The 21,692-nt window shown below is 56.4% G+C and carries 14 protein-coding genes; 8 read left to right on the forward strand and 6 right to left on the reverse strand.

Going from position 1 to position 21,692, the window contains the following annotated elements; all coding sequences use genetic code 11:
* Position 1 precedes the first annotated feature (1 nt).
* The 4 genes from LOC68_RS01730 to LOC68_RS01745 form a co-directional block, all read right to left on the reverse strand.
* A complete protein-coding gene (locus tag LOC68_RS01730) occupies positions 2-1,816 on the reverse strand; it encodes a hypothetical protein (RefSeq protein WP_230214932.1) in 1,815 nt (604 codons plus the stop codon).
* Between the two features lie 23 nt (positions 1,817-1,839).
* Positions 1,840-3,246: a vWA domain-containing protein gene (locus LOC68_RS01735; protein WP_230214934.1), complete on the reverse strand. Its 1,407-nt coding sequence runs from the start codon at positions 3,244-3,246 to the stop codon at positions 1,840-1,842.
* Positions 3,247-3,311: 65 nt separating this feature from the next.
* Positions 3,312-5,585 (reverse strand): hypothetical protein, encoded by a 2,274-nt coding sequence (locus LOC68_RS01740; protein WP_230214936.1) that lies wholly within the window; start codon positions 5,583-5,585, stop codon positions 3,312-3,314.
* Between the two features lie 646 nt (positions 5,586-6,231).
* Positions 6,232-6,840, reverse strand: a complete 609-nt coding sequence (locus tag LOC68_RS01745) for a hypothetical protein (RefSeq protein ID WP_230214938.1) — start codon at positions 6,838-6,840, stop codon at positions 6,232-6,234.
* Between the two features lie 1,073 nt (positions 6,841-7,913).
* Between LOC68_RS01745 and hsdR the strand changes: the two genes are divergently transcribed.
* From hsdR to LOC68_RS01785, 8 genes are all read left to right on the forward strand, one after another.
* Complete coding sequence (gene hsdR, locus LOC68_RS01750; RefSeq protein ID WP_230214940.1) at positions 7,914-11,315, forward strand: type I restriction-modification system endonuclease; 3,402 nt, start codon at positions 7,914-7,916, stop codon at positions 11,313-11,315.
* Between the two features lie 59 nt (positions 11,316-11,374).
* Positions 11,375-12,271: a hypothetical protein gene (locus tag LOC68_RS01755; RefSeq protein WP_230214942.1), complete on the forward strand. Its 897-nt coding sequence runs from the start codon at positions 11,375-11,377 to the stop codon at positions 12,269-12,271.
* A 324-nt stretch (positions 12,272-12,595) separates the two neighbouring features.
* Entirely contained in the window at positions 12,596-13,528 is a 933-nt protein-coding gene (locus tag LOC68_RS01760; protein WP_230214944.1) for a DUF429 domain-containing protein, read from the forward strand.
* A gap of 13 nt (positions 13,529-13,541) precedes the next feature.
* A complete protein-coding gene (locus LOC68_RS01765; protein WP_230214946.1) occupies positions 13,542-14,975 on the forward strand; it encodes a class I SAM-dependent DNA methyltransferase in 1,434 nt (477 codons plus the stop codon).
* A complete protein-coding gene (locus tag LOC68_RS01770) occupies positions 14,972-15,817 on the forward strand; it encodes a restriction endonuclease subunit S (RefSeq protein WP_230214948.1) in 846 nt (281 codons plus the stop codon). Before LOC68_RS01765 ends, LOC68_RS01770 begins: the two co-directional genes overlap by 4 nt.
* 202 nt (positions 15,818-16,019) lie before the next feature.
* Positions 16,020-16,523, forward strand: a complete 504-nt coding sequence (locus LOC68_RS01775) for a hypothetical protein (RefSeq protein WP_230214950.1) — start codon at positions 16,020-16,022, stop codon at positions 16,521-16,523.
* Between the two features lie 368 nt (positions 16,524-16,891).
* Positions 16,892-17,968, forward strand: a complete 1,077-nt coding sequence (locus LOC68_RS01780; RefSeq protein ID WP_230214952.1) for a bifunctional DNA primase/polymerase — start codon at positions 16,892-16,894, stop codon at positions 17,966-17,968.
* Between the two features lie 369 nt (positions 17,969-18,337).
* Entirely contained in the window at positions 18,338-19,501 is a 1,164-nt protein-coding gene (locus LOC68_RS01785; protein WP_230214954.1) for a tyrosine-type recombinase/integrase, read from the forward strand.
* Between the two features lie 291 nt (positions 19,502-19,792).
* On the opposite strand, the gene LOC68_RS01790 is transcribed toward LOC68_RS01785, so the two are convergent.
* Both LOC68_RS01790 and LOC68_RS01795 read right to left on the reverse strand, forming a co-directional pair.
* Positions 19,793-20,632: an alpha/beta hydrolase family protein gene (locus LOC68_RS01790; RefSeq protein WP_230214956.1), complete on the reverse strand. Its 840-nt coding sequence runs from the start codon at positions 20,630-20,632 to the stop codon at positions 19,793-19,795.
* Positions 20,633-20,658: 26 nt separating this feature from the next.
* Positions 20,659-21,684, reverse strand: a complete 1,026-nt coding sequence (locus LOC68_RS01795; RefSeq protein WP_230214958.1) for an SMP-30/gluconolactonase/LRE family protein — start codon at positions 21,682-21,684, stop codon at positions 20,659-20,661.
* Positions 21,685-21,692: the final 8 nt, after the last annotated feature.

Genomic DNA, 21,692 nt, shown 5'->3' on the forward strand with positions numbered 1-21,692 from the left:
TCTAAGAATTCCCTCTTCGTACAACGATTCCCATGTCCTGCAACTGACGAATTGGAGCGGAGTCGGGATCAATCCGCTCCAATTCGCCAAGGGCTTGGGGAAGATCGCTTTCGTGCTTCAACTGTACCAGAAAACCAGGATGCTGGTTGTGCGACGTCCGCAACAAGCGATAGAGCAGATCACGCAATAATTGATGAAATTCCTCTAAGGTGAGCTTGGCCGCGGTCAACGACTGGCAGTGCTCGGAGACACGCTCCGCGATCGAGTCCAGGCCGTCGAGATCCCGCAGCGAGGCCGTTTCGTGCAACAGAAATTGCATCGTGCGGACGTACTGCGCCAGATCATCGTGGGACGGTTGTCGGGAAAAACCGCGTAGCTCCCTTGCCGTAATCTTACTCGTCCAGCGCAGAGGGTCGCCGACGCCAATGAGCGCTTCCAGCGATGGCAGTCCGCTCAACTGACGGACCTGATCCGCGGTCTGGCGGATGGCGTTCAGGGCGTAATTCAGATCGCCAATTGCGCGACAGTTCCCCGCTTCGACCTGGCGTTCAACCCAGTTCTTCGAGTCCCCTTCGCCCACATCCAGGTTGAGCAATTGAAGATTAGCGAGCAGCGACGTCGATGCGATGTCGCAGAGTTCGCGATATCGCTCTTCCAGTCGATCGATCCGCCGCGACGCTTCCGCGAGTTGTTGGAGAGCGGTCATTTGCAGAGCGAAGAGATGTCGTTCGTCTGGCAGCGGGACCAATTCCTCGGCCACCGGCGACGAAGACGGAATATTGAGCGTCACGTCCAGGGCATCGCAGCGCGTTTGCAGCGTCTGAGAACGGTCGATCAGCTCGCGTCCCAGGTTTTCCGTCAGGTGCTCGGCCATCCAATCGAGATCGAACGTATGAGCTCTAACAATGGAACGGAGATGCGGCAGCGCAGCGACCGACTGAATAGCACGGCTGAAATCGGTTTCATCGGATTTCAGCTGATCAATCTGACGGAGTCGCTCCGGCACGTTTCGCCACTGCGACAAATCAGGTAAGTAGGCGAGTGCGGAATCGATCACAACCTTCGCTTGCTTCTGGCCGATTCGGCTGAAGAACTTGGCGCGGGTCCGAATCTTTCGCTCCAGCGATTGGCGGGCAAAGTCCTGATTCAGCCAGAATGCGATGCTGGCCGAGCGGGCCGACAACTCGTTCAAATACGCCTGCAACGGACTTTGCTGCAGGCGTTCCGAAATGCGATTGAATTGGGCTCTCAGATGGGCCGCCACATGCTGACAATCCTCCAGCTCTCCAGTTTCTTCTGGGAGCTGTTCGAGTTGTTCGATGAACTGTCGTAACTGCTCCGGGGTCGGCTCCTTACTGTCTTCAAGCGACTCGAAGCGAAACGGAAGTGACCGGTCGAAGATGATCTTGCCCAACCATCGAATCGTCTTGCCTTCCCATGTCGGCAAGTGCGACAAATTGAAAGCGTCGGATTCATACCATATCTGCTCCATGCGAGTTTCGACGTGCTCCGGGACCGAGAAGTTGGCGCGGTCGCTGCTGGTCGACCAACAGCGAACGAATTCGTTGCGCATTACGCCGGCCACCTGGTCGAATGACTTCGACTCGACGCCAGCGACGATCTTGCCAATAGCGTCCCGACGCCGCTCATGCTCAGGAAGATCCCATCGCAACTCCATTTCCAAGAAGTGCTTCAGCAGGCGATCGACGAATTTTCCAGGCGGCGGTTGCGCGTGCTCACGCTCTTGGCGGAGGAGCAGCGCCAAGGGAGAGTTGCGGATCAGTTCCGGTTCGATCAAGCTAATTTCGTATTGCATTCTCGACCTCCGCCAGAGAGCTGTTATTCAGCGTGGTTAGCCGCCGCGTAGGCTGCCTTTCCGATGAAAGTGCCGCCGGTGTCGTGGGACAACGACGTCAGGAATTCCATCAGTCGGGGGCGGACCTCCCCTCGCTTTACGGCCGCCGCTAAAGTTTCATCGCGTACCTGGGGGCGATATACGGGATAGCCGTAGTCCCCGAGCGCAACGGTGACGATCGGAATCTTCTTCTCTTTGGCTAGTGTCAAAATTTTTTGCGTCAACTCTTCCGGAGAACCATGATTCCCGTCGCTGGAAACGGTCGGCTCGCCATCGGTAAAGAGAATGATCGTGGAAACTCCGCGTTCGTACGCTTTCTCGAGCGCACCAAGCGTGTTCGTGTATCCGCCCGGCTTCAAGCTGTCGAGTTGCGCTAATAAGGCATCGCGATTCTTGCGACCGACGTCATCCTGCCCTGTTTCGAGCAACCCCGCTCCTTCTGGAAACACTTTGACGTCGGTACCGAATGTGATCAACACGCTTCGTTCCATATCGAGCCCCGCCAGCCAGGTTCGGACCGTCTCTTTGGCGACCTCCCATCCTCCTTGCGCCGCCTCCATATTCTTACCGTCGTCCTGAGCCTTCATGCTAAGGGAACGGTCGACGAGGATCGCCACGGACTGGAGATCGCTGGGAATCCCCAGCAACTGCCGTCGGACGATGAATTCTTCGACGCGGAATCGCTTCGCCTCCGTCTTGAGGCGGTCAAGCTCCTCCTGCATTTCTTGCATCTTCTTCAATATTGCGGCCAACTCCTGCTGCATCTTCAGGTTCTGGGCTTCGAGAGACGCATTCTTCTTTTTCAATTCATTCGCTTCAGCGAGAATAATTTCAAATTCCCGCTTCATTGCCTGGAGTTCGGCGTCGATTTGTTTGATTTGGGCCAGCAGTTCCGACTTCGTCTTTGACAAATCTTTCAACTGTTCAAACTCTGTTTTTACCTTCGCAAGCTCTTCCCCTTTCAGCTTCAGACTTTGCTCCAGCGCCGCAATCCGTTTGATGAGTTCGTCGAGTTCCTTCCGCAGCGTCTCCACATCGGCTTTGGCGGCTGCGTAGGCCAGCTTCCATTCGTTTTCGGCCGCTTCCAAGGCTCTCTGGTGACTTTCCAACGCGGCGATTGTTGCATTTCGCTTTTCGAGTTCCGCTCTCAGTAATTGGATTTGCGATATCAGATCGGCGATCTTTCGCTCCAGATCGTTCACCTCTGCGACGCCGGCTTCTTCCTTAAGATTCTTCTTGCGAAGTTCCGAATCCGCTTGGGCATAGGCGTACAACGCGGCGATCGCGACGAAAAACGTCAGAATCGAACCGATCATCAAAGCGTCAAGGTTTGAGATCCAACCCAGGGCGCCGTATTCACTTGACTCATGCTCGCGCCATGGTGATGACATGTTAATGCTCCGATAAACTCTGTTACTGCTTGTACTGCGAAAAGAGAGGACCAGCGTGGAGGGGCTTACCGGCGGAACGGCCACCATCCGCTTCCATTGGTAGCGTGTGAATTGTTCACCTGGTTGGCGCCGTTCCCATTGTGGTTCAGATGCTGTTGAAGGAGACTGAGGGCAGCAGCAATCTCGACCATGCCGTCGCGAATGGCCTTCCGGTCTTCTTGCGCGGAGGCGGCCGCCTCCGCGCAAGAAGCGTTGAATTGCATTCGAAGCGTCTCGAAGGTCCTTGCTGTTTCCGCCACCTGCGCTTGAGCGGTGGCCAGGGTCTTCTCGTTCGCCTCCTGCATCTGACCAAAACTGTTCCGCAACCTCTCGAACGACTGCGACATATCCTCAAGTTCGCGACGCAGTTCCTTACGGACTTCCGCGTTCAGGTCCGATTCGCGTTGATGAAGCTCCGACAGTTTGGGAATCGCGGCGGCCGATTGCTCCAATCGTTGGTTCAGTTGCTGCAATAGCTCGGCCGAGCGTCCTGCGTTGTCAAGCTGGATTTGCTGCGATTCTGCCAGATGGCCGATGCCTACCGTTACCGCTTCATTCAACGATTCGAGCGGACTTACAATGGCGGACTGCAACTGCGCTAGGCCAGCTACCGAGCCGTGAAGTTCGGAGTTGGTCTGCGTCCAACGTTCCGCGAGGCTTCCCAGTTCTCCCAGCATCATTCGAGCGCTGGTCTCGGTCGTAGAAATCGTCTGGTGCAATGAATCGACTGCCTGCTGGAACGAGTCCTGAATCGCGCCGCGGTACAGATCGCTGGCCGAATGGATCGTCTCGCTGGAAGCCTGCAACTGACGAGCGGCCTCCTGGCTCATTTTGCCCGCTTGCTGATAGTGCGCCAGCATCTGCTGTGAGGATTCAGCCGTTCCGGTGAGCGTACTGACGACCTGGGCGAATACGGCCGAGATTTCTCGCAATTCTTCCGTTTGGTCGCGGGCAGCCTGACCAAGATTATGTGTGGTTTGGGCAATGTCTAGGTCGCGTTGAACCGACGCTTCCATCGTGTCCGCTACTTTCGACAAGCGGTCCGCGACGTCGATCGACGTCATTTGTAGGTTCTGCGACTGCATGGCCGAGTCAACGATTAGGCGATCGAGCGCGCTAGCGGAAGCCAGTAGCCCGTCTCCGATGTCATCTCTCAACTTCAAAGCGGCGTCGCGCATCGCACTACCCGCGGAATCGAAATTTTGCGAGGCCTCGGCGGCTCGCAGGCCCAGGCCGGAAAGCTGTTTTAGAAATAGATCGCCCTCGGCGATAGAGTCGATCAAACGAGTCGACGTTTCCGTGAGTCTTTTGAAGACGTCACGATCGATCAAATTGGCGGCGCTGGAGAAATTCTCGGCGGTCACCGTCAGTTGCTTGACGGCCGGGGCCAGGCCATTGGTCGACGAATCGATGTTCTCGAATGCCCGTTGCAGCGTGAGCGTGTTTTTCTCCAGGGCCTCCCCAGCGGATGCGAGCGCGCGGACGGAATTCAGCACATCTTGCTGCGCGTTATTCATCTGTCCGCAAGTTTCACGTAGCGTCGCCGTCGCGGAGGACATTTCAACTCCCCATCGCTCGATCGCTAGTTCAATTCGGTTCGATTGCGACTCTCGCCAATGCTTTCGGAAAAGTACGTCGTAGTACTCAAGACATACGTTGCGTAATCGATCTCCCCAGTACTGTAGTATCAGGAGCAGTAGCAGATTCAAGATCGCGAGGGCAGCGCCAGCCAACGTGCCCCAAAGAAGCGGTTGGATTTCGCGAAGCAGGCCGTCCAGGAAGCCAGTAAAGGAAGCGTTGGCCTCTTGGCTCGCAAAAATCGGGCCGAGATTCAACATCAGAAAACTGACCGCCGTCACGACGACGCCCAGGAGCGGTGCGACTGGCCCGATGCGTTGCAAGATGACCAGTCCCGGATAGCTGCCGAGTCGGCGATCGAGTTCTCGCAAGGCTGCCCCACGGTCGCCGGAGTCTCCGCGATAACCGAATTCGGCTTGCAACCAGGTGAGCCAATCAAATTGCGACGTCGATTGGGGTGTTCCCGCAGTGCTGTTCGGTTTCGCTTCCAATGCAAGTTTTGCCCGGACGATTCCCAGATTCCTCCATAGCCACACAAGCGAAAATCCGAAACAGACCGCCTGAATTGCGAGGAAGGCACCGACGATGACAAGGATGATGGTAAGGGAGTAGGTCATGGCTGGCACTTTCAGGTCCGCCCCCGGGAGGTGGGGATGGGGGCGTAAAAAAAGGGAGTAGGACAATTCTACCGGGTGTAAATAGTAGTCTAAAGAATCAAACATCCATTTTTCCCGATATTTAATAGCGGGATTAAAATGGGACTCAGCCGCTCCAATTAGAAGGAACGACCGCCCCCCAGGAAATTGGCTACAGGTCGCAAAGAAAAATCGCGACTTTGAGAAGACGCCATTGCCGCGCGCGACGACAGTAGAATTAGTTGATACGAGAATGACTGCGAGGAGAGCACGTCATGGAAAACAGGTCGTAGCCGACGTTGCAAAAGCCGACGCTCCGCCGAGTCAAGTCAATCGGCAAGCTGCTAACGACTTGGTACATGGTGTTCACTCCGCGCCCCTGTAGACGTTCTACTGGCAGCGTCTTAACTTCAACGGGACTAGGAAGGCTCCGGCCCACGATCGCTTGGTGAAGCAATCCGACCGAAAACCTACGGAAATTCGCCAAGGAAGCCGTAAGAATTGTAACTTCGGCGACCGATGACCTCGAATTCGTCGCAACGCATGTCAATCCTCTCGACGAGTTTAGAGAGGGCGTTCGAGCGAACCAACTGACGGCAGTCGATGTTCGTGACGATGAAGAAAGTTGGTGGCCGACAGCGGCCCCGGATCTGCCGGTAGAGGAAAAACGCCCAGCCCGCCGTGGTAAGTACTACTACGAGCTGGACTGGGCTTCTCGCGGAATTTCTCGGCCCTAGGAGGCGCTGCGGGAGCCGCCGTTACGGCGTCCGCTTCGGTTCGTTCTCACGAACTTTCCACCCCGTTTCCCAACTTGGCCGCGCTGTTTGCTGCCCCGTTGAGCGATGAAGCCGCCCGAAAACGGACTTGCATCGACGGCTTGGTCCGCACAGTGGAGCTGTCGGTTCGAAACTCCGTCGATCGAAGCGGCTTGTTGAGCCTTGGCCGGATCGTAGGGGGCGAGAGTGTGAAGCAACAGGCTAGGCACCTTCCAATGGGCGACGATTCGCTTCAGTTGGCGGCGTGATTCGAGCTGGTTTTCCGAAACAGGTTTGAGAAAGCGGTTCAGCCGCGAGTTGGAACCTGAGATCGTCAGCATCTGGGTGCGGGCCACGATCGCGAACTGGCGAATCCCCAAGTGCTGAAAAAACTTCGACTGTTCGTCCGGAAAACCGATACCGCTCAACTTGGCGGCCGCCTTATACGTGAAAACTGTCGGACGTCCCGTAGAATGTTGCAACACATCGTCGAGCGACAAACGTTGGACGACGCGATAGTTAACGATCCAAATGCGCCCGATTGTACACCGCAACTTGTTGGCCGGCTTTTCTAACTGGCATTTCATGAGACCCGTCTCCTTGAGATTAGGGGGATGATCTTTCGTCTATAGGCCGCGTTGACCGCGGATATCCAGAGGAACGCTAACTTCCGACGTTGATGTTCGGAAAATCGACACGCTAGTGGCAGAAAATCGTAAATTCCTCACCAACATCCAATTCGCTGCCTGGCGTTTTAGCTGTTCTCGCTCGTCGCCGGATGACCTTTTGGAACTAACTGATTTTCGATGAGGACCGACGACCGCAAGTGAGACTCCGCCGGTAAAGCCGGTTGCCGGCAATTGGGACGAGAGCTATCGCCCTCCTCCCCGCCATGGTTACGGTGCAGGGACATACGGTGATGCGTGCTTGCGAAGTCGTTCTGTTGAGAAACTGGATATCGACATGACGGGAGAAGTTTGGATCCATCAGCCGCATAGTCGGTAACAGAGCTTTAGAATTCGTGACATCGCACGCACGACCTGTACGTTTCGTCAAGAAGCTTGCTTTCGAACTCGTGGACGGCGAACGCAAGCATTTCACCTGCAAAGGTCGTCAAGTCACCGTCGTGAACCGGGCCGAGTACGATTCCTCGGCTGTTCCAAGGGAGATTGCGGCATGGATCCCAAAACAGGCTCAACTGATAGGCAGTGACGCTTCCGATTTCTAATTACGTAATTAGAAATCGGAAACTCAAAACGCCCTGCTGTAGGCGGAGGATGCACTTCATGTGGTGCGATAGTCATTTACAAATACAGGTTGACGCAATCTGTTCGAAGACAAGCGACTTTCGTGTTTGCAAATTGGGTTGGCTTCATCAGAAATCGCCCCAATTTTCACAAAGAGCCGTACAGTAGTTTGTGGAGAATGCGGTTGAGATCCTCAAACCTCCCAGCGGCCGATCTCAGCAGTAGCAACTCGCAGCACCCGGCCGATCCGTCCCCCGAGAATGTTTGCCGAGCCCCCCTTGGCTTGGTACATTCAGAAACGCATCCGTGCTCAACACCTAGTCTCGCTCTGGCTGTTTGTGAGGGGATTGCAGCGCCTTTGGCGTCGCCTCCAGTTTCGCGATGCGCCTCCCGCACCTTGGTCTCGCCTGCGAATGACCCCATCCCCGCCAAACTCGCCGAATTTCTCATTCCTGGGCCTGTTCGATGACGTTCTTGTCCGTCACGCCGCTCTCGCCGAGCGTTACGTCTTCGATGACCCCAATTCGGCCCTGATCAAGCTCCGTCAGTTCGCCGAATTGCTTGCCGATCACTGCGCCGCCTTTTCCGGCATCGCGGTCATGGAGCGCGACTCCCTCCTCGATACCATCAACAAGCTCCGCGACGGCCGAGTTTGCAACTACGAAGTCGCTCAAGTCTTCCACCAACTGCGAAAATCGGGCAACGACGCCGCTCACGCAAACGCCGGCGATCGCCGCGAAGCTCTCCAGCAGCTTCGCATGGCCCACAAGCTGGCGATTTGGTTCTATGCGTCGTTCAGCGGGGATCGCTCGTTCAAGCGTCCCACGTTCGTTCCGCCCCCGGATCCCAATCAGGCCGCAGTCGACCTCCAGGTAGAGCTAGAACGTCTACGCGAGGCTCTAGCCGCCGCCCAGGCAACCGCCGACGGCGCCCAGGCCTCTGCCGAAGAACATGCCCAACAGCGTCAAGCAGCAGAGGCCGCTGCCGAAAAGGCTTACGAAGACCTCAATGCCGCGCTCGATCTCGCCGCTGAGACCGAGCAGCAACTCCTCGCTGAGCAGGCCCAGTTCCGCGAAAAGCTGAAACTCGTCCAGGCCGAGGTCGCCGCTGCGCCCGCCGAGCAGCGCGAACAGGTAGCCGCCGTCGCCCTCGAAGAATCGCAGAACCTCGATCTCGACGAGACCGATACCCGCCGCATCATCGATTCGCAGCTGCGCGACGCTGGCTGGGAGGCCGACTCCGAGACGTTCCGCTACGCCAAAGGAACGCGTCCCGTCAAAGGTCGCAACCTGGCGATCGCCGAATGGCCCACCGACAGCGGACCGGCCGATTACTGCCTGTTCGTCGGGCTGACGCCCGTCGCGGTCGTCGAAGCGAAGCGTCAGAACAAGAACTGCGCCGGCGCAATTGTTCAGGCAAAACGCTACAGTCGCGATATTCGCCTCGATGAAACGCTCCCCAGCAACGGCGGTCCCTGGGAGAACTACCGGATCCCGTTCCTCTTCTCCACCAATGGACGTCCATTCCTGCGTCAGATCCAGGAGCTAAGCGGCATCTGGTTCCTCGACGTCCGCCACAACCATCACCACTCCCGCGCCCTCGAGTCGTGGTACTCCCCGGAAGGGCTCACGCAGCTCCTTGCCCAAGATCAAGCGGCCGCCCAGCGTCGACTCGAAAAGGAGCCGTTCGACTATCTGCCGCTACGCGACTACCAGGTTGCCGCCATCCGAGAAGTCGAGCAGAAGATCGCCGAAGGCCGCCGCGATATGCTCGTCGCCATGGCGACCGGCACCGGCAAAACGCGCACCTGCATCGCGATGATCTATCGGCTCATTAAATTGGGACGCTTCCGCCGCGTGCTGTTCCTCGTCGATCGCAGCGCACTCGGCGAACAGACCAGCAACGCCCTCAAAGATCTCCGGATCGAGAACTACCAGTCCTTCAGCGACATCTACGACGTCAAACAGCTCGGCGACTTGCGCCCCGATACCGAAACCAAACTGCACATTGCCACCGTGCAAGGGATGGTCAAACGCCTGCTCTACCCGGAAGAGAATAGCCCGCCAGTTCCGGTCGATTGGTACGATTGCATCGTCGTCGACGAGTGCCATCGCGGCTACAACCTCGACCAGGAGATGAGCGAGGGCGAGCTCGCTTTCCGGAGCGAGAGCGACTACATCTCCAAGTACCGTCGCGTGATCGATCATTTCGACGCCGTCCGCATCGGCCTGACCGCGACCCCCGCTTTGCATACGACCGAGATCTTCGGCGCCCCGATCTACCAGTACTCCTACCGCCAGGCAGTCGTCGACGGCTGGCTGGTCGACCACGAGCCGCCGCACCGGATCATCACCAAGCTTTCGGAAGAGGGGATCCGCTACGATCGCGGCGACGAGATGAAGTATCTCGACTCCGACACCAATCAGCTGGAGCTGTTCAACACCCCTGACGAAGTCAATTTCGAAGTCGAAGCGTTCAACCGCAAAGTCCTCACCGAGAACTTCAATAGCGAAGTCTGCAAAGTTCTCACTGACTACATCGATCCGACCCTCCCCGGCAAGACGCTCGTCTTTTGCGTCAATGATCTACACGCCGATATGGTGGTCCGTCTGCTCAAAGAGTCGCTCGACGACGCCTATGGCGCGATCCATGACGACGCAGTGATCAAGATCACCGGCGCCGCCGACAAGCCGCTCCAGTTGATCCGCCGCTTCAAGAACGAACAGCTGCCGAACGTCGTCGTTACCGTCGACCTGCTTACCACCGGCATCGATATCCCCTCGATTGTCAACCTGGTATTCCTCCGCCGCGTGAAGAGCCGTATCCTGTTCGAGCAGATGCTCGGCCGCGCGACGCGACTTTGTACCGACTTGTACGCCCCTGGCGAGGACAAAGAGCGGTTCCAGATCTTCGACGCCGTCGATCTCTACGCCCAGTTGCAAGACGTCAGCCAGATGCGTCCCGTCGTGACCAAGGCCAATATTTCGTTTTCGCAGCTCGTGACCGAGCTGTGCGAAATCGACGACGAAAAGTATCGCATTCAGATCAAAGACCAAATCCTCGCCAAACTGCAGCGCAAAAAGCTCTCGGATAGCCAGCAGCAGCGTCTGGAAACCGCGACCGGCATGAACCGCCAGCAGTTGATCCAACACATTCAAGCGACCCCGCCGGCGGAACTGGCCGCCTGGCTCCGCGACCGCACCACTACCGGCGAAATCCTCGACGACGTCCGCCCCCGCGGCGCCCGCTACGTCGTTTCCGACCATCCCGACGAATTCCGCCGCATCGACCGCGGCTACGGCGAAGCGACCCGCCCGGAAGACTATCTCGAAGCGTTCCGCAACTTCGTCACCGAACACCTGAACGACCTGCCGGCCTTGCTAGTCGTCGCCCAGCGTCCCCGCGACCTGACTCGCAAGCAGCTGAAAGAACTCCGCCTGGCCCTCGACGAAGCCGGCTTCACCGAATCGAACCTGCAAACCGCCTGGCGCGAGACGACCAACCAAGACATCGCCGCGTCGATCATCGGCTACATCCGCCACGTCGCCTGCGGGCAGCCCCTTTTGGCGCACAAAGATCGTGTCCAAGCGGCAATGAAGCAGATCCTCGCCAGCCGAGCCTGGACGGCGCCGCAGCGCATCTGGCTGGAGCGAATCGGCAAGCAGTTGGAACAGGAAGTGATCGTCGACCGGGAAGCGTTAGAGTCCGGCCAGTTTAAGCAGCAGGGCGGATTTTCGCGGCTCGATAAGATTTTCAAGGGAGAGCTGGCGGCGATCTTGCGAGAGATCGCGGATGCCGTTTGGCAGGCGGCTTGATCAAGTCCCCAATTGAGACACAACATCCCTCATTCCTCATATTCCGCTAGGAACTTTCTATGGCTGACAGTCAAGATCCTGGGGTAGTTGCGATAAACAAGCATTCCAGTCCATGCTGCGCGAAGTGCGGATCAGACGCTTTTTGCTATGTAGAGGTATTTGGTCCCGCCGCTGAATCCGTTTCTCTTCGTACGCGGATGGCCCACGTCGAGGATGAGCGAAGTCAGATCGAATCCTCTCTTCATCAGCTGGAATTGGACGCCAATGCGCAGGTTGCTCGCATCCGCGCGGAGTCCGACGACAAGCTGAAGACGCTAGCGGCTCAAGCGGAAGCCAAGCGAGTCGAGATGGAACGGCGAATCGCCGAAGAAATGGCGGCCGAAACCGACGAGGCGATGAAGTACTTGATCGGCGATGACGAAAAGCAGCAGATGACGGAGTTCCGAATGCGCGAGTTTCTGGCGAAAGTTGACGAGCGCCGAAAGTCGATCCAAGAACACTTTTCCGCCGAAGCGGATAAGGTGGTCTCCAGCAGGCTGTCTGCCGAAGATCAACTCCAGCAGCAACTGAAAGAGATCAATGAGGCGAGCCTGAATACGCTCGTCAAAACGTCAATTGCCGTGATCGTTTGTGAGAATTGCGGTCACGTCCACGGTGCAGCGCCAATCCCGCAGGTAACTTATCGCCTGGTCGAGATGCAAATAGCGACGATGCGCGAGTTCATGGAGTCTTCAACAGCGCGATTGGACCGTGCGGTAGGACGACTTGAACAAATTGGCCATGACGTGGATAAGCTCAAGTCGAATCAAATCAAAATCGGCAACGCACTGTGCGAGCGTCTTGATCGATTGATTAGCCAGATGGCCATGGTGAAAACAGCTTCAGCGGTTTCTGGCGTTGCAGACGTGGAAGGAGCTGCAAACGCCGTAAGAAAGATGTTCACGGGGGACGAGTAAAAGCGATTGATTGGCTGAAGTACTATTCGGCGATTCAGGGTATTAACGCTGCCTCGCGTGATGCGTGGCAGCCTTTTGGAACTTGCTTCTGCTGTGCTGAAGCAGGTCCTTTCCCGTATATGGCATACGGCGACGTAGCGGTTTGCGACTTGTGCGCAGCGATTAGTGGATGGAGGGATTAGCTGACTTTGTTCGTGGCGCAACCGATTCCCGATAAGCAAGGCGGGGCGAAGATTTCTCGTAACTCTATATAGTTATCGAGATCGAGTTCGCGGTTACTTAGCGAAGACTCACCCATGCAATCTGTGGAGCTGCAGATTATAGATGCAACAGTCGCAACTTGATTCAATGCTACAGGCGCTTCGGAATCAGCTGAAGGAGCAGTCTGTTCAAGTAGCAATCGGCCTCGACTTCGCCGCCCAGGAAAGCAATTGGGGACTTTGCGTCTTGGTCATAACCGAAGGGCTCACTGTCGGTGAACTATGTTTATTGCTGCCGCAGCCGCGGGTTACTGCCAAAGGGAAGAAATCAAAGACGCTCCTTTGCAGGCCCAGTCAGCAAGCATTCGTTGAGATACTTGGTATCGTTCGCGAGGCGAACTGCGTGGCGTCGGTAGCGGTCGACGTTCCTTTTGGTTGGCCGACGAATCAAGCTGAATTTCTACAAAATTGGTCTGCGGAGAGTTGCGTCGAAGAGATGACCGCAATTCCTGACGGAAAGAGGTTCGCGTTTCGTTTCTGCGACCGTCAACTATGTGAAAGGTTCGAGAGTATTCAACCTCTAGCTGTGGGAGCGGATCGTATTGCCCTCGCGGCCAGATCTTGGGCGGAAACTAGACTCGGATTGAAGTCGATTCCGCATTCCATTGATTTTGGACTAGAGCTCTGTAAAGATCGTTTGGCTCTGTTTGAATGCTATCCCGGCGCGTTTGTCAAGCGAGTTGCTGCCAAATTGGGAAACTATAAAAAGATACCAGCCATACGTCGTCAGCTTCTTGAAGAACTCCTTGGGAAATACCAGATTCCACTTCGTGAAGAACAGCAAGAATGGCTCGAATGGGCGATTGAGCAAAAGGGTTCCCCCGACGCTTTCGATGCGTTTTTGTGCGCACTGTCCGCATGGGATCATCTGAAATATCGAAGAAATCCAGACGATGTTTGCCTGACAACGCCAAGGTTCATGTTAGACCGGGATTTGCGTGAAGAGGAGATCGATCAAGTGCGTCGTGAAGGCTGGATTCTAGTACGAGCAGAATAAAGAAAACCCGTAAATGAACACCCAAGACATCGTCGCCAAGCTCTGGAACCTCTGTCATGTCCTTCGCGACGACGGCATTACTTACCACGAATACGTTACCGAGCTGACCTATCTTCTCTTCCTCAAGATGATGAAGGAGACCGGTCAGGAGGGGATGCTTCCTGACGGTTATCGCTGGGACGATCTCGCTCAGCTTGATGGCGTCGATCAGCTCGGTTTTTATCGGGCTCTCCTCGTTCATCTCGGCAACGAAGGCGCCGGCCGGATTCAGGCGATTTTTCATGACGCCAATACGTCGCTCCGGCAGCCGAAGAACCTGGCCAAGCTTGTCAGCGATATCGACAAGCTTGATTGGTACTCGGCTCGCGAAGAGGGGCTCGGCGATCTCTACGAAGGGCTTCTCGAGAAGAACGCCAGCGAGAAGAAGTCGGGCGCCGGCCAGTACTTCACCCCGCGTCCGCTGATCGAGTGCATGGTCAACTGCCTGCAGCCGCAGCCCGGCGAGGTGATCCAAGATCCGGCAGCCGGCACCGGCGGCTTTTTGATTCAGGCCGACCGCTACATCAAACAGCGGTCCGACGAGTTGTTCGATCTCCCTGAGAAGCTGCAAGACTTTCAGCGCCGCCAGGCGTTCGTCGGCGTCGAACTGGTCCCCGATACCCATCGCCTCCTCCTGATGAACGCGATGCTGCACGGCATCGACAGCGATCCGAAGCTCGGCGATACCCTCTCGCCCGACGGCATGCAGCTTCCTAAGGCTGACCTGGTCCTGACCAATCCGCCGTTCGGCACCAAACGGGGCGGCGGCCGCCCGACCCGCGACGATTTCACCTTCGTCACCGGCAACAAACAGCTCGCCTTCCTGCAGCATATCTATCGCACCCTCAAGCCCGGCGGCCGGGCCGGCGTCGTCTTGCCCGACAACGTCCTGTTCGAGGAAGGGATCGGAACCAAGATCCGGGCCGACCTGATGGAGAAGTGCAATCTCCACACTATCCTGCGACTACCGACCGGTATCTTCTACGCCCAAGGGGTCAAGACCAACGTCCTCTTCTTCACCCGCGGCAAAACCGACGCCGGCAATACGAAACAGGTCTGGGTCTACGACCTACGGGCCAACATGCCGTCGTTCGGCGTCCGAACTCCCCTGACGCATGGGCACTTCGCCGAGTTCGAGAAATGCTACGGCAAGAAGGCGGATGGAACCAGCAAGCGAACCGACCAGGGAGAGGAAGGGCGCTTCCGCTGTTTTACGCGGGAGCTGATCGACAAACGGGGCGATAATCTTGATCTAAGTTGGTTGAAAGACGAGAACGCCAGTGATCACGATGATTTGCCCGAACCGGATGAAATTGCCGCGGCGATTCGGGAGCGACTGCAATTGGCCCTGGAAGAAATTGATGCGCTCGCGACAATTTTGAAGGAGAAACCGGAGGTGGGTGCGTGAGTCGATGGAAAATCCCTGCAACATGGAAGTGGACTACGGCGGAGAAAATTGCAGACATAGTCGCGGGAGGAACGCCACCATCGAAAGATCCGACGAATTTTGCAAGGAATGGTATTTCGTGGATCACGCCGGCAGATCTTACGGGTTACGTTCACGCTTACATTGGAAGAGGGAAGCGATGTCTATCCGAGAAGGGGTTGGCTGCGTCTAGCGCCAGAGTCTTGCCGGTGGGAACGGTACTCTTTACGTCCCGTGCTCCAATTGGGTATTGCGCGATAGCCGAAAACCCAATTGCCACGAACCAGGGATTCAAGAATCTCGTTTTAAAGAACGACATTCAGCCTGAGTATGTACGCCACTACCTTTTGGCATCTAAAGCGTATGCTGAATCGATTTCAAGTGGGACGACATTTAAGGAGTTGTCGTCGACTCGAATGAAGAATTTCGATATTCCCGTTGCACCGACAGGAGAGCAACGTCGAATCGTCGAAAAAATCGATGCCCTTCAAGACCGCAGCCGAAAGGCACGCGAGGCGCTTTCTGAGGTAGGGCCGCTGTTGGAGCAGTTCCGCCAAAGCCTGCTGGCCGCCGCCTTCCGCGGCGACCTGACCGCCGACTGGCGAGCCCAAAACCCCAACGTCGAACCAGCCAGCGAACTGCTGAAACGAATCCGCAAAGAGCGCCGCCAGAAATGGGAAGAAGCCGAACTGGCGAAGTACGAAGCGAAAGGAAAACAACCGCCCAAAGGCTGGCAGGAGAAGTACAAAGAACCGGATCCGGTGGATGAGTCGGAGCTGCCGGAACTGCCGGCGGGTTCTCTCGCTCTGGGGATCGCCGTTTGACGCCTCTTCGCCCGAAATTGGACGGTTAGTTAGCCAGACAGATTCGACGGTGCGGCAGCACTTTGGGCATGCTGGACGGCGACTAATTCAGTTTGCAGTAGACCGGCGAGCAGAATGGGACGGCTGGCGTCGGCGATACGAGGAGGAACGAAATAGATTCGAAGAAATGGCCAGAAGGGTAAATAGTCCCTACGCCGGCCGGATGGCAACGCACTTCGCAGCGATTTCAACAACTGCTTGGATAGCGCACCAGGCGCTGCCATTTGATTGGGAATACTCAGATCCGATCGAGCCGCTTTGGGAGAGTCTCGTCGAAGAAGCGGGAGAAGCCGATCGCTCACAGGAAGCGCTTCGGCATGTGATGGAATGGGCATGGTCGAACCAGGATAGCTTTTTCGACCAAGCATCACCGCTCGGACGCCAGCCTAACAACGGCTGGGCGGGGCGCTGGGATAAGAGTGGATCGAATCCAAGCACCGATGATGGAGAATGGGAGTGGATTGGGTTTGTGCCATCACGACTTACGGAGATTCTTGAATCAGCCAACTTTGAGTCTGTTGCGATCACTCGTACCTGGTTCGACCAAGGGTGGCTTTCTACCAACGATACCAATCGACGGACGAGGAAGGCGCGGATCGGGAGGGAACGTTCTCTGATGAACTTAATCGCGATCAAACGGAGCGCTGTAAGGTCCGTAATGAAGTAAGTGGTCGTTCAGCGAGGGCGACGCCCTTCTTGGAGTCGCTCTCGCTGTTCTTCTCTTTCACAAATGAAAGAGCCTCTTGAAGTGTGTTCCCAGCGTTCCCGGTAGATTGGCCTGGTAGCCAGCTAAGAGCGATGCACTCCCCATCGATTGATCATTGGGGGGTGATCTGCCTGCGGGCTTCTATGTTAGACGATCGGGTGGGAACGAGTTTCCGATTCAGCGTTAAACCGTCGAATTTTTCGGCTCCATTTGCGTTCCCACAAGGCCGGGAGCAGAAGGAATAACAGGGTATATCGATGCGGAATTCTTTTTCAAATCGTCCTCCACGCAGCATCGTCGAGTCGTGTCAGGCGCCAACCCAAGCTGAAATGTATCGTGCCGCTAGAGCTTATCGCGACGCCGGACTATCGTTCATTCCGATCTCCAGGGATAGGAAGAAACAGCCGGCGTTCGATAAGTTGCCAAAGGTCTGGTCCGATAGCCGTAACAAGTATTCTCGATCCTGGGCAGAGTTCAAAGGCCGCCAGCCAACCCTTCAGGCGATACGTGACTGGTTTCGATCCGATTCGCCGCACGACGCTGAATGTGGTCTGGCCATCGTTGGCGGTCGCGTGAGCGGAAACCTGGAGATTCTCGACTTGGATACTTTCGACCTTGTAGATCCGTTTAAGCGGCTCATTGAGAAAAAGTGCCCGGGATTATTGGAGAGACTGATCGGGGTCAAAACGCCTCGACCGGGGCTTCATCTCTACTACCGCTGCGAAACGATCGGAGGTAGCCAGAAGCTCGCTCGCATTCCGGCTTCGGACGAGGCTTCCGTTTGGAAGACGATAATTGAGACAAAAGGGGAAGGAGGTTACTGCCTGGCGCCTCCCTCTCCAAAGGACTGTCATCCGACGCAAACGCACTACTGTTTTGAAACCGACATGGATTTCACCAAGATTCCTACGATATCTCTCGCGGAACGCCAATTGCTGCTGGATGTGGCCCGCTCGTTCGACAAATACGAGCCTCCAAGAGCAGGACCAGTGAATCGACTTTTAGGGACCAAAGCCGATGTATTCCATTCCGATCGACCTGGAGACGACTTTAATTCGCGCGGAGACTGGCGAACCATATTGCAACAGCATGGTTGGCGCTTCGCTGGTTCCGGGAATGCGGACGCGGAGCATTGGACCCGACCGGGAAAGTCCAATGGATGCAGTGCAACCACCAACTATGAAAAGTCTGGTGTTCTCTATGTCTTTTCGCAAAATGCACATCCGTTCGAAGCGGACAAGGGGTACAGCAAGTTTCATGCTTATGCGCTGCTAGAGCACGGCGGTGATTTCACTGCTGCGGCACGTGATCTCGCCCGACAAGGGTATGGAAAGCGACCCACGGTCTTGCGAATACCACGCCGATCGACACCAGCGCCTTCGCGCTTACGGAGAAGATTTCGTTAGCCAGATCGATTCGAAAATGGCCCCAAAAGTGATGCAGGACGAAAGTGTTCGACCGCTGGAACAAGTGTCCCGCATCCTCTTTTGGTCGATCGTCTATTGTCATTCTCGTCGTCGTTTTTGCCTTGGCTCCGGTCTGATAAAACAGCCGCCCATTCGAGCATTTACGCAACCAATGAACATGAATCTCGTGGTAATACCTTGCGCCAGACGTTTTCGGCATAAAGTCAGCGGCCGTTTCCTGAAAGCAATTGGACGGACCTTCCAAAGCCGCGTTTAATTCACCAGCGATTCATTTCCCAGCCCGTGCTGGCTGTCAGGCGAGGCTCGCGCAGAACGCCTACTCGCCGACGCTTTTTTAGGAGAATGTGGATGCCGAGAGCGAAGAAGCTTCCGAATGGATTATGGAAGCGTGGCGACGTTTATTACGCCCGCTTTTCTTCTAACGGCCGGCCGATTAGAAAGCGGCTATCGAGCGACTACCGAGCCGCCTGCGAGTTGCTCAACGAATTGAAAGCCAGAGCGGACCGAGCCGATTTTGGGATCTTGGATAACGATTATTCGTGGGCCGATCTAAAGACCGAATTCCTGCGTTGGGCGAAACAGCAGACGAGAATCGCCGGCGAATATGAATCGACGCTAAAGAAGTTTGAGGAATACCTGAAACCGCAATCGATTCGTCATATTTCTCAGAATTACGTGATGGGATTTCGGCAATGGAGGCTCGGCCAAAAGGTGACGCCGCGGACCGTAAATAAGCAGGTGCTGGTTCTAAACGGGATGCTCAACAAGGCGGTCGAGTGGGGCTACATCGCGTCTAATCCTATTCGCGGTCTAAAGCCGCTTCGCCACGACCGGAAGAAGAAGGAACGGCGTTCGCTGACTGCGGACGAGGTGGCAACGATCCTACAAGAGAGCCCAGGTTTTCTGCGGCCGGTTTGGCTGACATTCATGACGACAGGACTGCGGCTGAAGGAGTTGGTAGAGTTGCGATTTAGGGACGTAGACCTCGAGCGTCGCGTCGCGATTGTTCGGCCAGAAATTTCCAAGAACCATCAACAGCGGGAGGTGCCGCTCTGCGACGAAGCCGTCGCGATTATCCGCGATCTGGCCGCCAAAGCGTTGCAGCGTCGACCAGTCGAGGGAATCACGCCCGACGTGACCGCCAAACAGACGGCGAACTTCTCCCAAGACCATGTTTTCGTAAGCGGGGCGAATACGCCGTTGCGAAACAACCTGCTGCGGCACTTCTACGCGATTTGCAAAAAGGCTGGCATTAGAGATGCGAAACGAGGAGGGGCGGTTGATATTCACGCTCTACGAGTTTCCTTCACCACGCTGGCGATTGAAAATGGCGCCGATCCCAAATCGGTTCAAGAGATCATCGGGCATAGCTCACTTCACTTAACGATGAACGTCTACACCAGAGCGAGAAGCCAGGCGAAGCGCGACGTGGTAAACGCTCTTCCATTTGCCAAAGCGACGGCGCCCCGAGACATCATTTCGATCGAGGAAGCGAGGGAAGGAACGGCGTAACAGTGCAGTTTGCGCACACGATAAGCACAAACTCCTCGCTTCCGTCGCAACCCATTCGAGAATAACAGCTTAAAAACACGACTGAAGGTCTACGAAACCGAAGGTCGCAGGTTCGAATCCTGCCATCCGCACTTTTTAAAAGCCTTGCGTTGCGAGGCTTTTTCCATTTCTTGGCGCTGCTGCCTGAAGAAACGTGGGGGTTCTGTTCCCATGTTTTACGCGAAGCGGCGGAAGTCGAGCCAGAATTGCCACGCAGTCAATTTCCCAGCCAGGCTGTTGCGACGGGATCGCCTAGCGCGGCGTCGGGGACTGCGTTGTTGGCTGGATCATATATTCCAGAACCGCCGTTGCGTCTTCGTAAGTCGTGCTGTGTCCCCCTTCGTCGCGATCGATATGCAGGACTGGGCGCTGCTGGTCGTGCAGGAGACGGGCGAGTCGTCGCACGCTATCGGGCGGGACGGCTTGATCTTGTCCGCCGGTGGTCAAACCGATCGGCATGGTAAGGCGCTCTGGCCAAAGCTCGGCGCTGCGACGTTTGTACTCGTCGGGCTTCTCCTGCTTCGACCCACCGAACGATACGGAGATCGCATCCTGGAAATTGGCGAACTCGACGTGATTGGCCGTTCCGTTCATCGCTACGACGCCGTCGATGAGCTCGGGATGCAATACCGCGAAGGTGAGCGCCGAGGAGCCGCCCATGGACGCTCCGCAAAGATAGACGTGCCGAATGGAATGTCGCCCCTTGAGGATCGCGATCAGTTGAACAAGATCGGCCTCGGCGGTTGGCCCCATCCAAGAGGTCGTGGCGCGATAGTCAGGGCAAACCAGAATCATCTGATGACGCCCCGCCGTATCGCGAACCGCTCGGGTTTCGGCTCGCTGGTGCGTCGCGAACTGCCAACGATCGCTCCCATGTCCATGCAGGGCGATCAGCAAGTCGTACGAAGGGCGATCTTTTGCCGATGGCGGAATCACGACGTACTTTTGCACCGTTTGATCGACGTCGGCGATAAACTCCTGGTCAATCGGTTCCGGGACCGGTTCTGCGCCGGTTGCCGGGGCGGCGAACAGGAAGAACACGCCAAGGACGATCGCTGCGTAGTTGCCGGATCGAAAGTAGGCTTTCGTCATCGTATTCCTGGAGTCGATTTCTCGGCCTACCAACCGGCGCCGCGGGTTTTGGTTTTCACGCGGCCAAGGTACATGTCGGCGTTGATGTAGAGCGAAGTTCCGTCGTCTCCCCAGGCGCAGTTGCCGGTCGCTTCGCCGGTGGCGATCGTGCCGAGATGCGTTCCATCGGGGGCGAAGATAAAGACGCCGCCAGGCGCCGTCGCGAAGACGTTTCCTTGGGCGTCGACTTTCAGGCCGTCGGGAAGTCCTTTTTCGGTCGCAACCCATTGGGTGGCGTCGAAGAAGACCTTGCCTTCGCTAAGCGTCCCATCCGGCTTGACGTCATAGACCATCCAGAGGGCCGCTTTGGGATCGGACTGGGCGACGTACAGCTTTGTTTCATCGGGGCTAAAGGCGAGCCCATTGGGGAAGGTCAGCTTGTCGTTGAGGAGGGTTAGTTCTCCCTGGGGCGTCAGGCGGAAGATACCGGAGTAAGGAAGCTCGCGGGCCGGGTCTTTCTCGGCCAGCTTCAGGCCATACGGCGGGTCGGTGAAATAGAGATCGCCGTTCGATTTGAAGGCGCCGTCATTGGGGCTGTTGAGACGTTTTCCCTGGTAGGAGTCACTGAGGACCGTTTGCATCGACTTGGGATTGGTTCCCTCTAAGCGGGCGATCTGCCGGTCACCATGTTGGCAGAGAACCAGGTTTCCTTTCGCGTCGAGCAACAAGCCGTTGCTCCCTGGCTCCGTTCCGCGGCGAACGGCGCCGCTTTGCCCAGCCGGCTTCATGAAGAGCGAAAGGCCATCCTTTTCCGACCATCGCATGATCGAGTCGTTGGGAATGTCGGAGAAGAGCAGACATTCTTCCTTCGGAACCCACACCGGTCCTTCGCTCCATTCAAAGCCGCTCGCCAGCTTCTCGAGCTGGGCGTCCGGAGGAAGGATTGCGTCGAGCCGCGGATCGAGACGAATGATCTTGCCGAACGTCGGGTAAACTTTGGGCGACTCGGCCAGGGAGGCGCCGAAGATCGACAAAAGCAGAATCGAGCAGGAAGCGAAATGGCGAAGTTTCATCAGATTCT

The sequence above is a fragment of the Blastopirellula sediminis genome, from assembly GCF_020966755.1.
Classification (GTDB): domain Bacteria; phylum Planctomycetota; class Planctomycetia; order Pirellulales; family Pirellulaceae; genus Blastopirellula; species Blastopirellula sediminis.

Coding starts and splice junctions, on each gene's coding strand:
- LOC68_RS01730 (WP_230214932.1), bottom strand. CDS start 1,816: ATGCAATACGAAATTAGCTTGATCGAACCGGAACTGATCCGCAACTCT.
- LOC68_RS01735 (WP_230214934.1), bottom strand. CDS start 3,246: ATGTCATCACCATGGCGCGAGCATGAGTCAAGTGAATACGGCGCCCTG.
- LOC68_RS01740 (WP_230214936.1), bottom strand. CDS start 5,585: ATGTTTGATTCTTTAGACTACTATTTACACCCGGTAGAATTGTCCTAC.
- LOC68_RS01745 (WP_230214938.1), bottom strand. CDS start 6,840: ATGAAATGCCAGTTAGAAAAGCCGGCCAACAAGTTGCGGTGTACAATC.
- hsdR (WP_230214940.1), top strand. CDS start 7,914: ATGACCCCATCCCCGCCAAACTCGCCGAATTTCTCATTCCTGGGCCTG.
- LOC68_RS01755 (WP_230214942.1), top strand. CDS start 11,375: ATGGCTGACAGTCAAGATCCTGGGGTAGTTGCGATAAACAAGCATTCC.
- LOC68_RS01760 (WP_230214944.1), top strand. CDS start 12,596: ATGCAACAGTCGCAACTTGATTCAATGCTACAGGCGCTTCGGAATCAG.
- LOC68_RS01765 (WP_230214946.1), top strand. CDS start 13,542: ATGAACACCCAAGACATCGTCGCCAAGCTCTGGAACCTCTGTCATGTC.
- LOC68_RS01775 (WP_230214950.1), top strand. CDS start 16,020: ATGGCAACGCACTTCGCAGCGATTTCAACAACTGCTTGGATAGCGCAC.
- LOC68_RS01780 (WP_230214952.1), top strand. CDS start 16,892: ATGTATCGTGCCGCTAGAGCTTATCGCGACGCCGGACTATCGTTCATT.
- LOC68_RS01785 (WP_230214954.1), top strand. CDS start 18,338: ATGCCGAGAGCGAAGAAGCTTCCGAATGGATTATGGAAGCGTGGCGAC.
- LOC68_RS01790 (WP_230214956.1), bottom strand. CDS start 20,632: ATGACGAAAGCCTACTTTCGATCCGGCAACTACGCAGCGATCGTCCTT.
- LOC68_RS01795 (WP_230214958.1), bottom strand. CDS start 21,684: ATGAAACTTCGCCATTTCGCTTCCTGCTCGATTCTGCTTTTGTCGATC.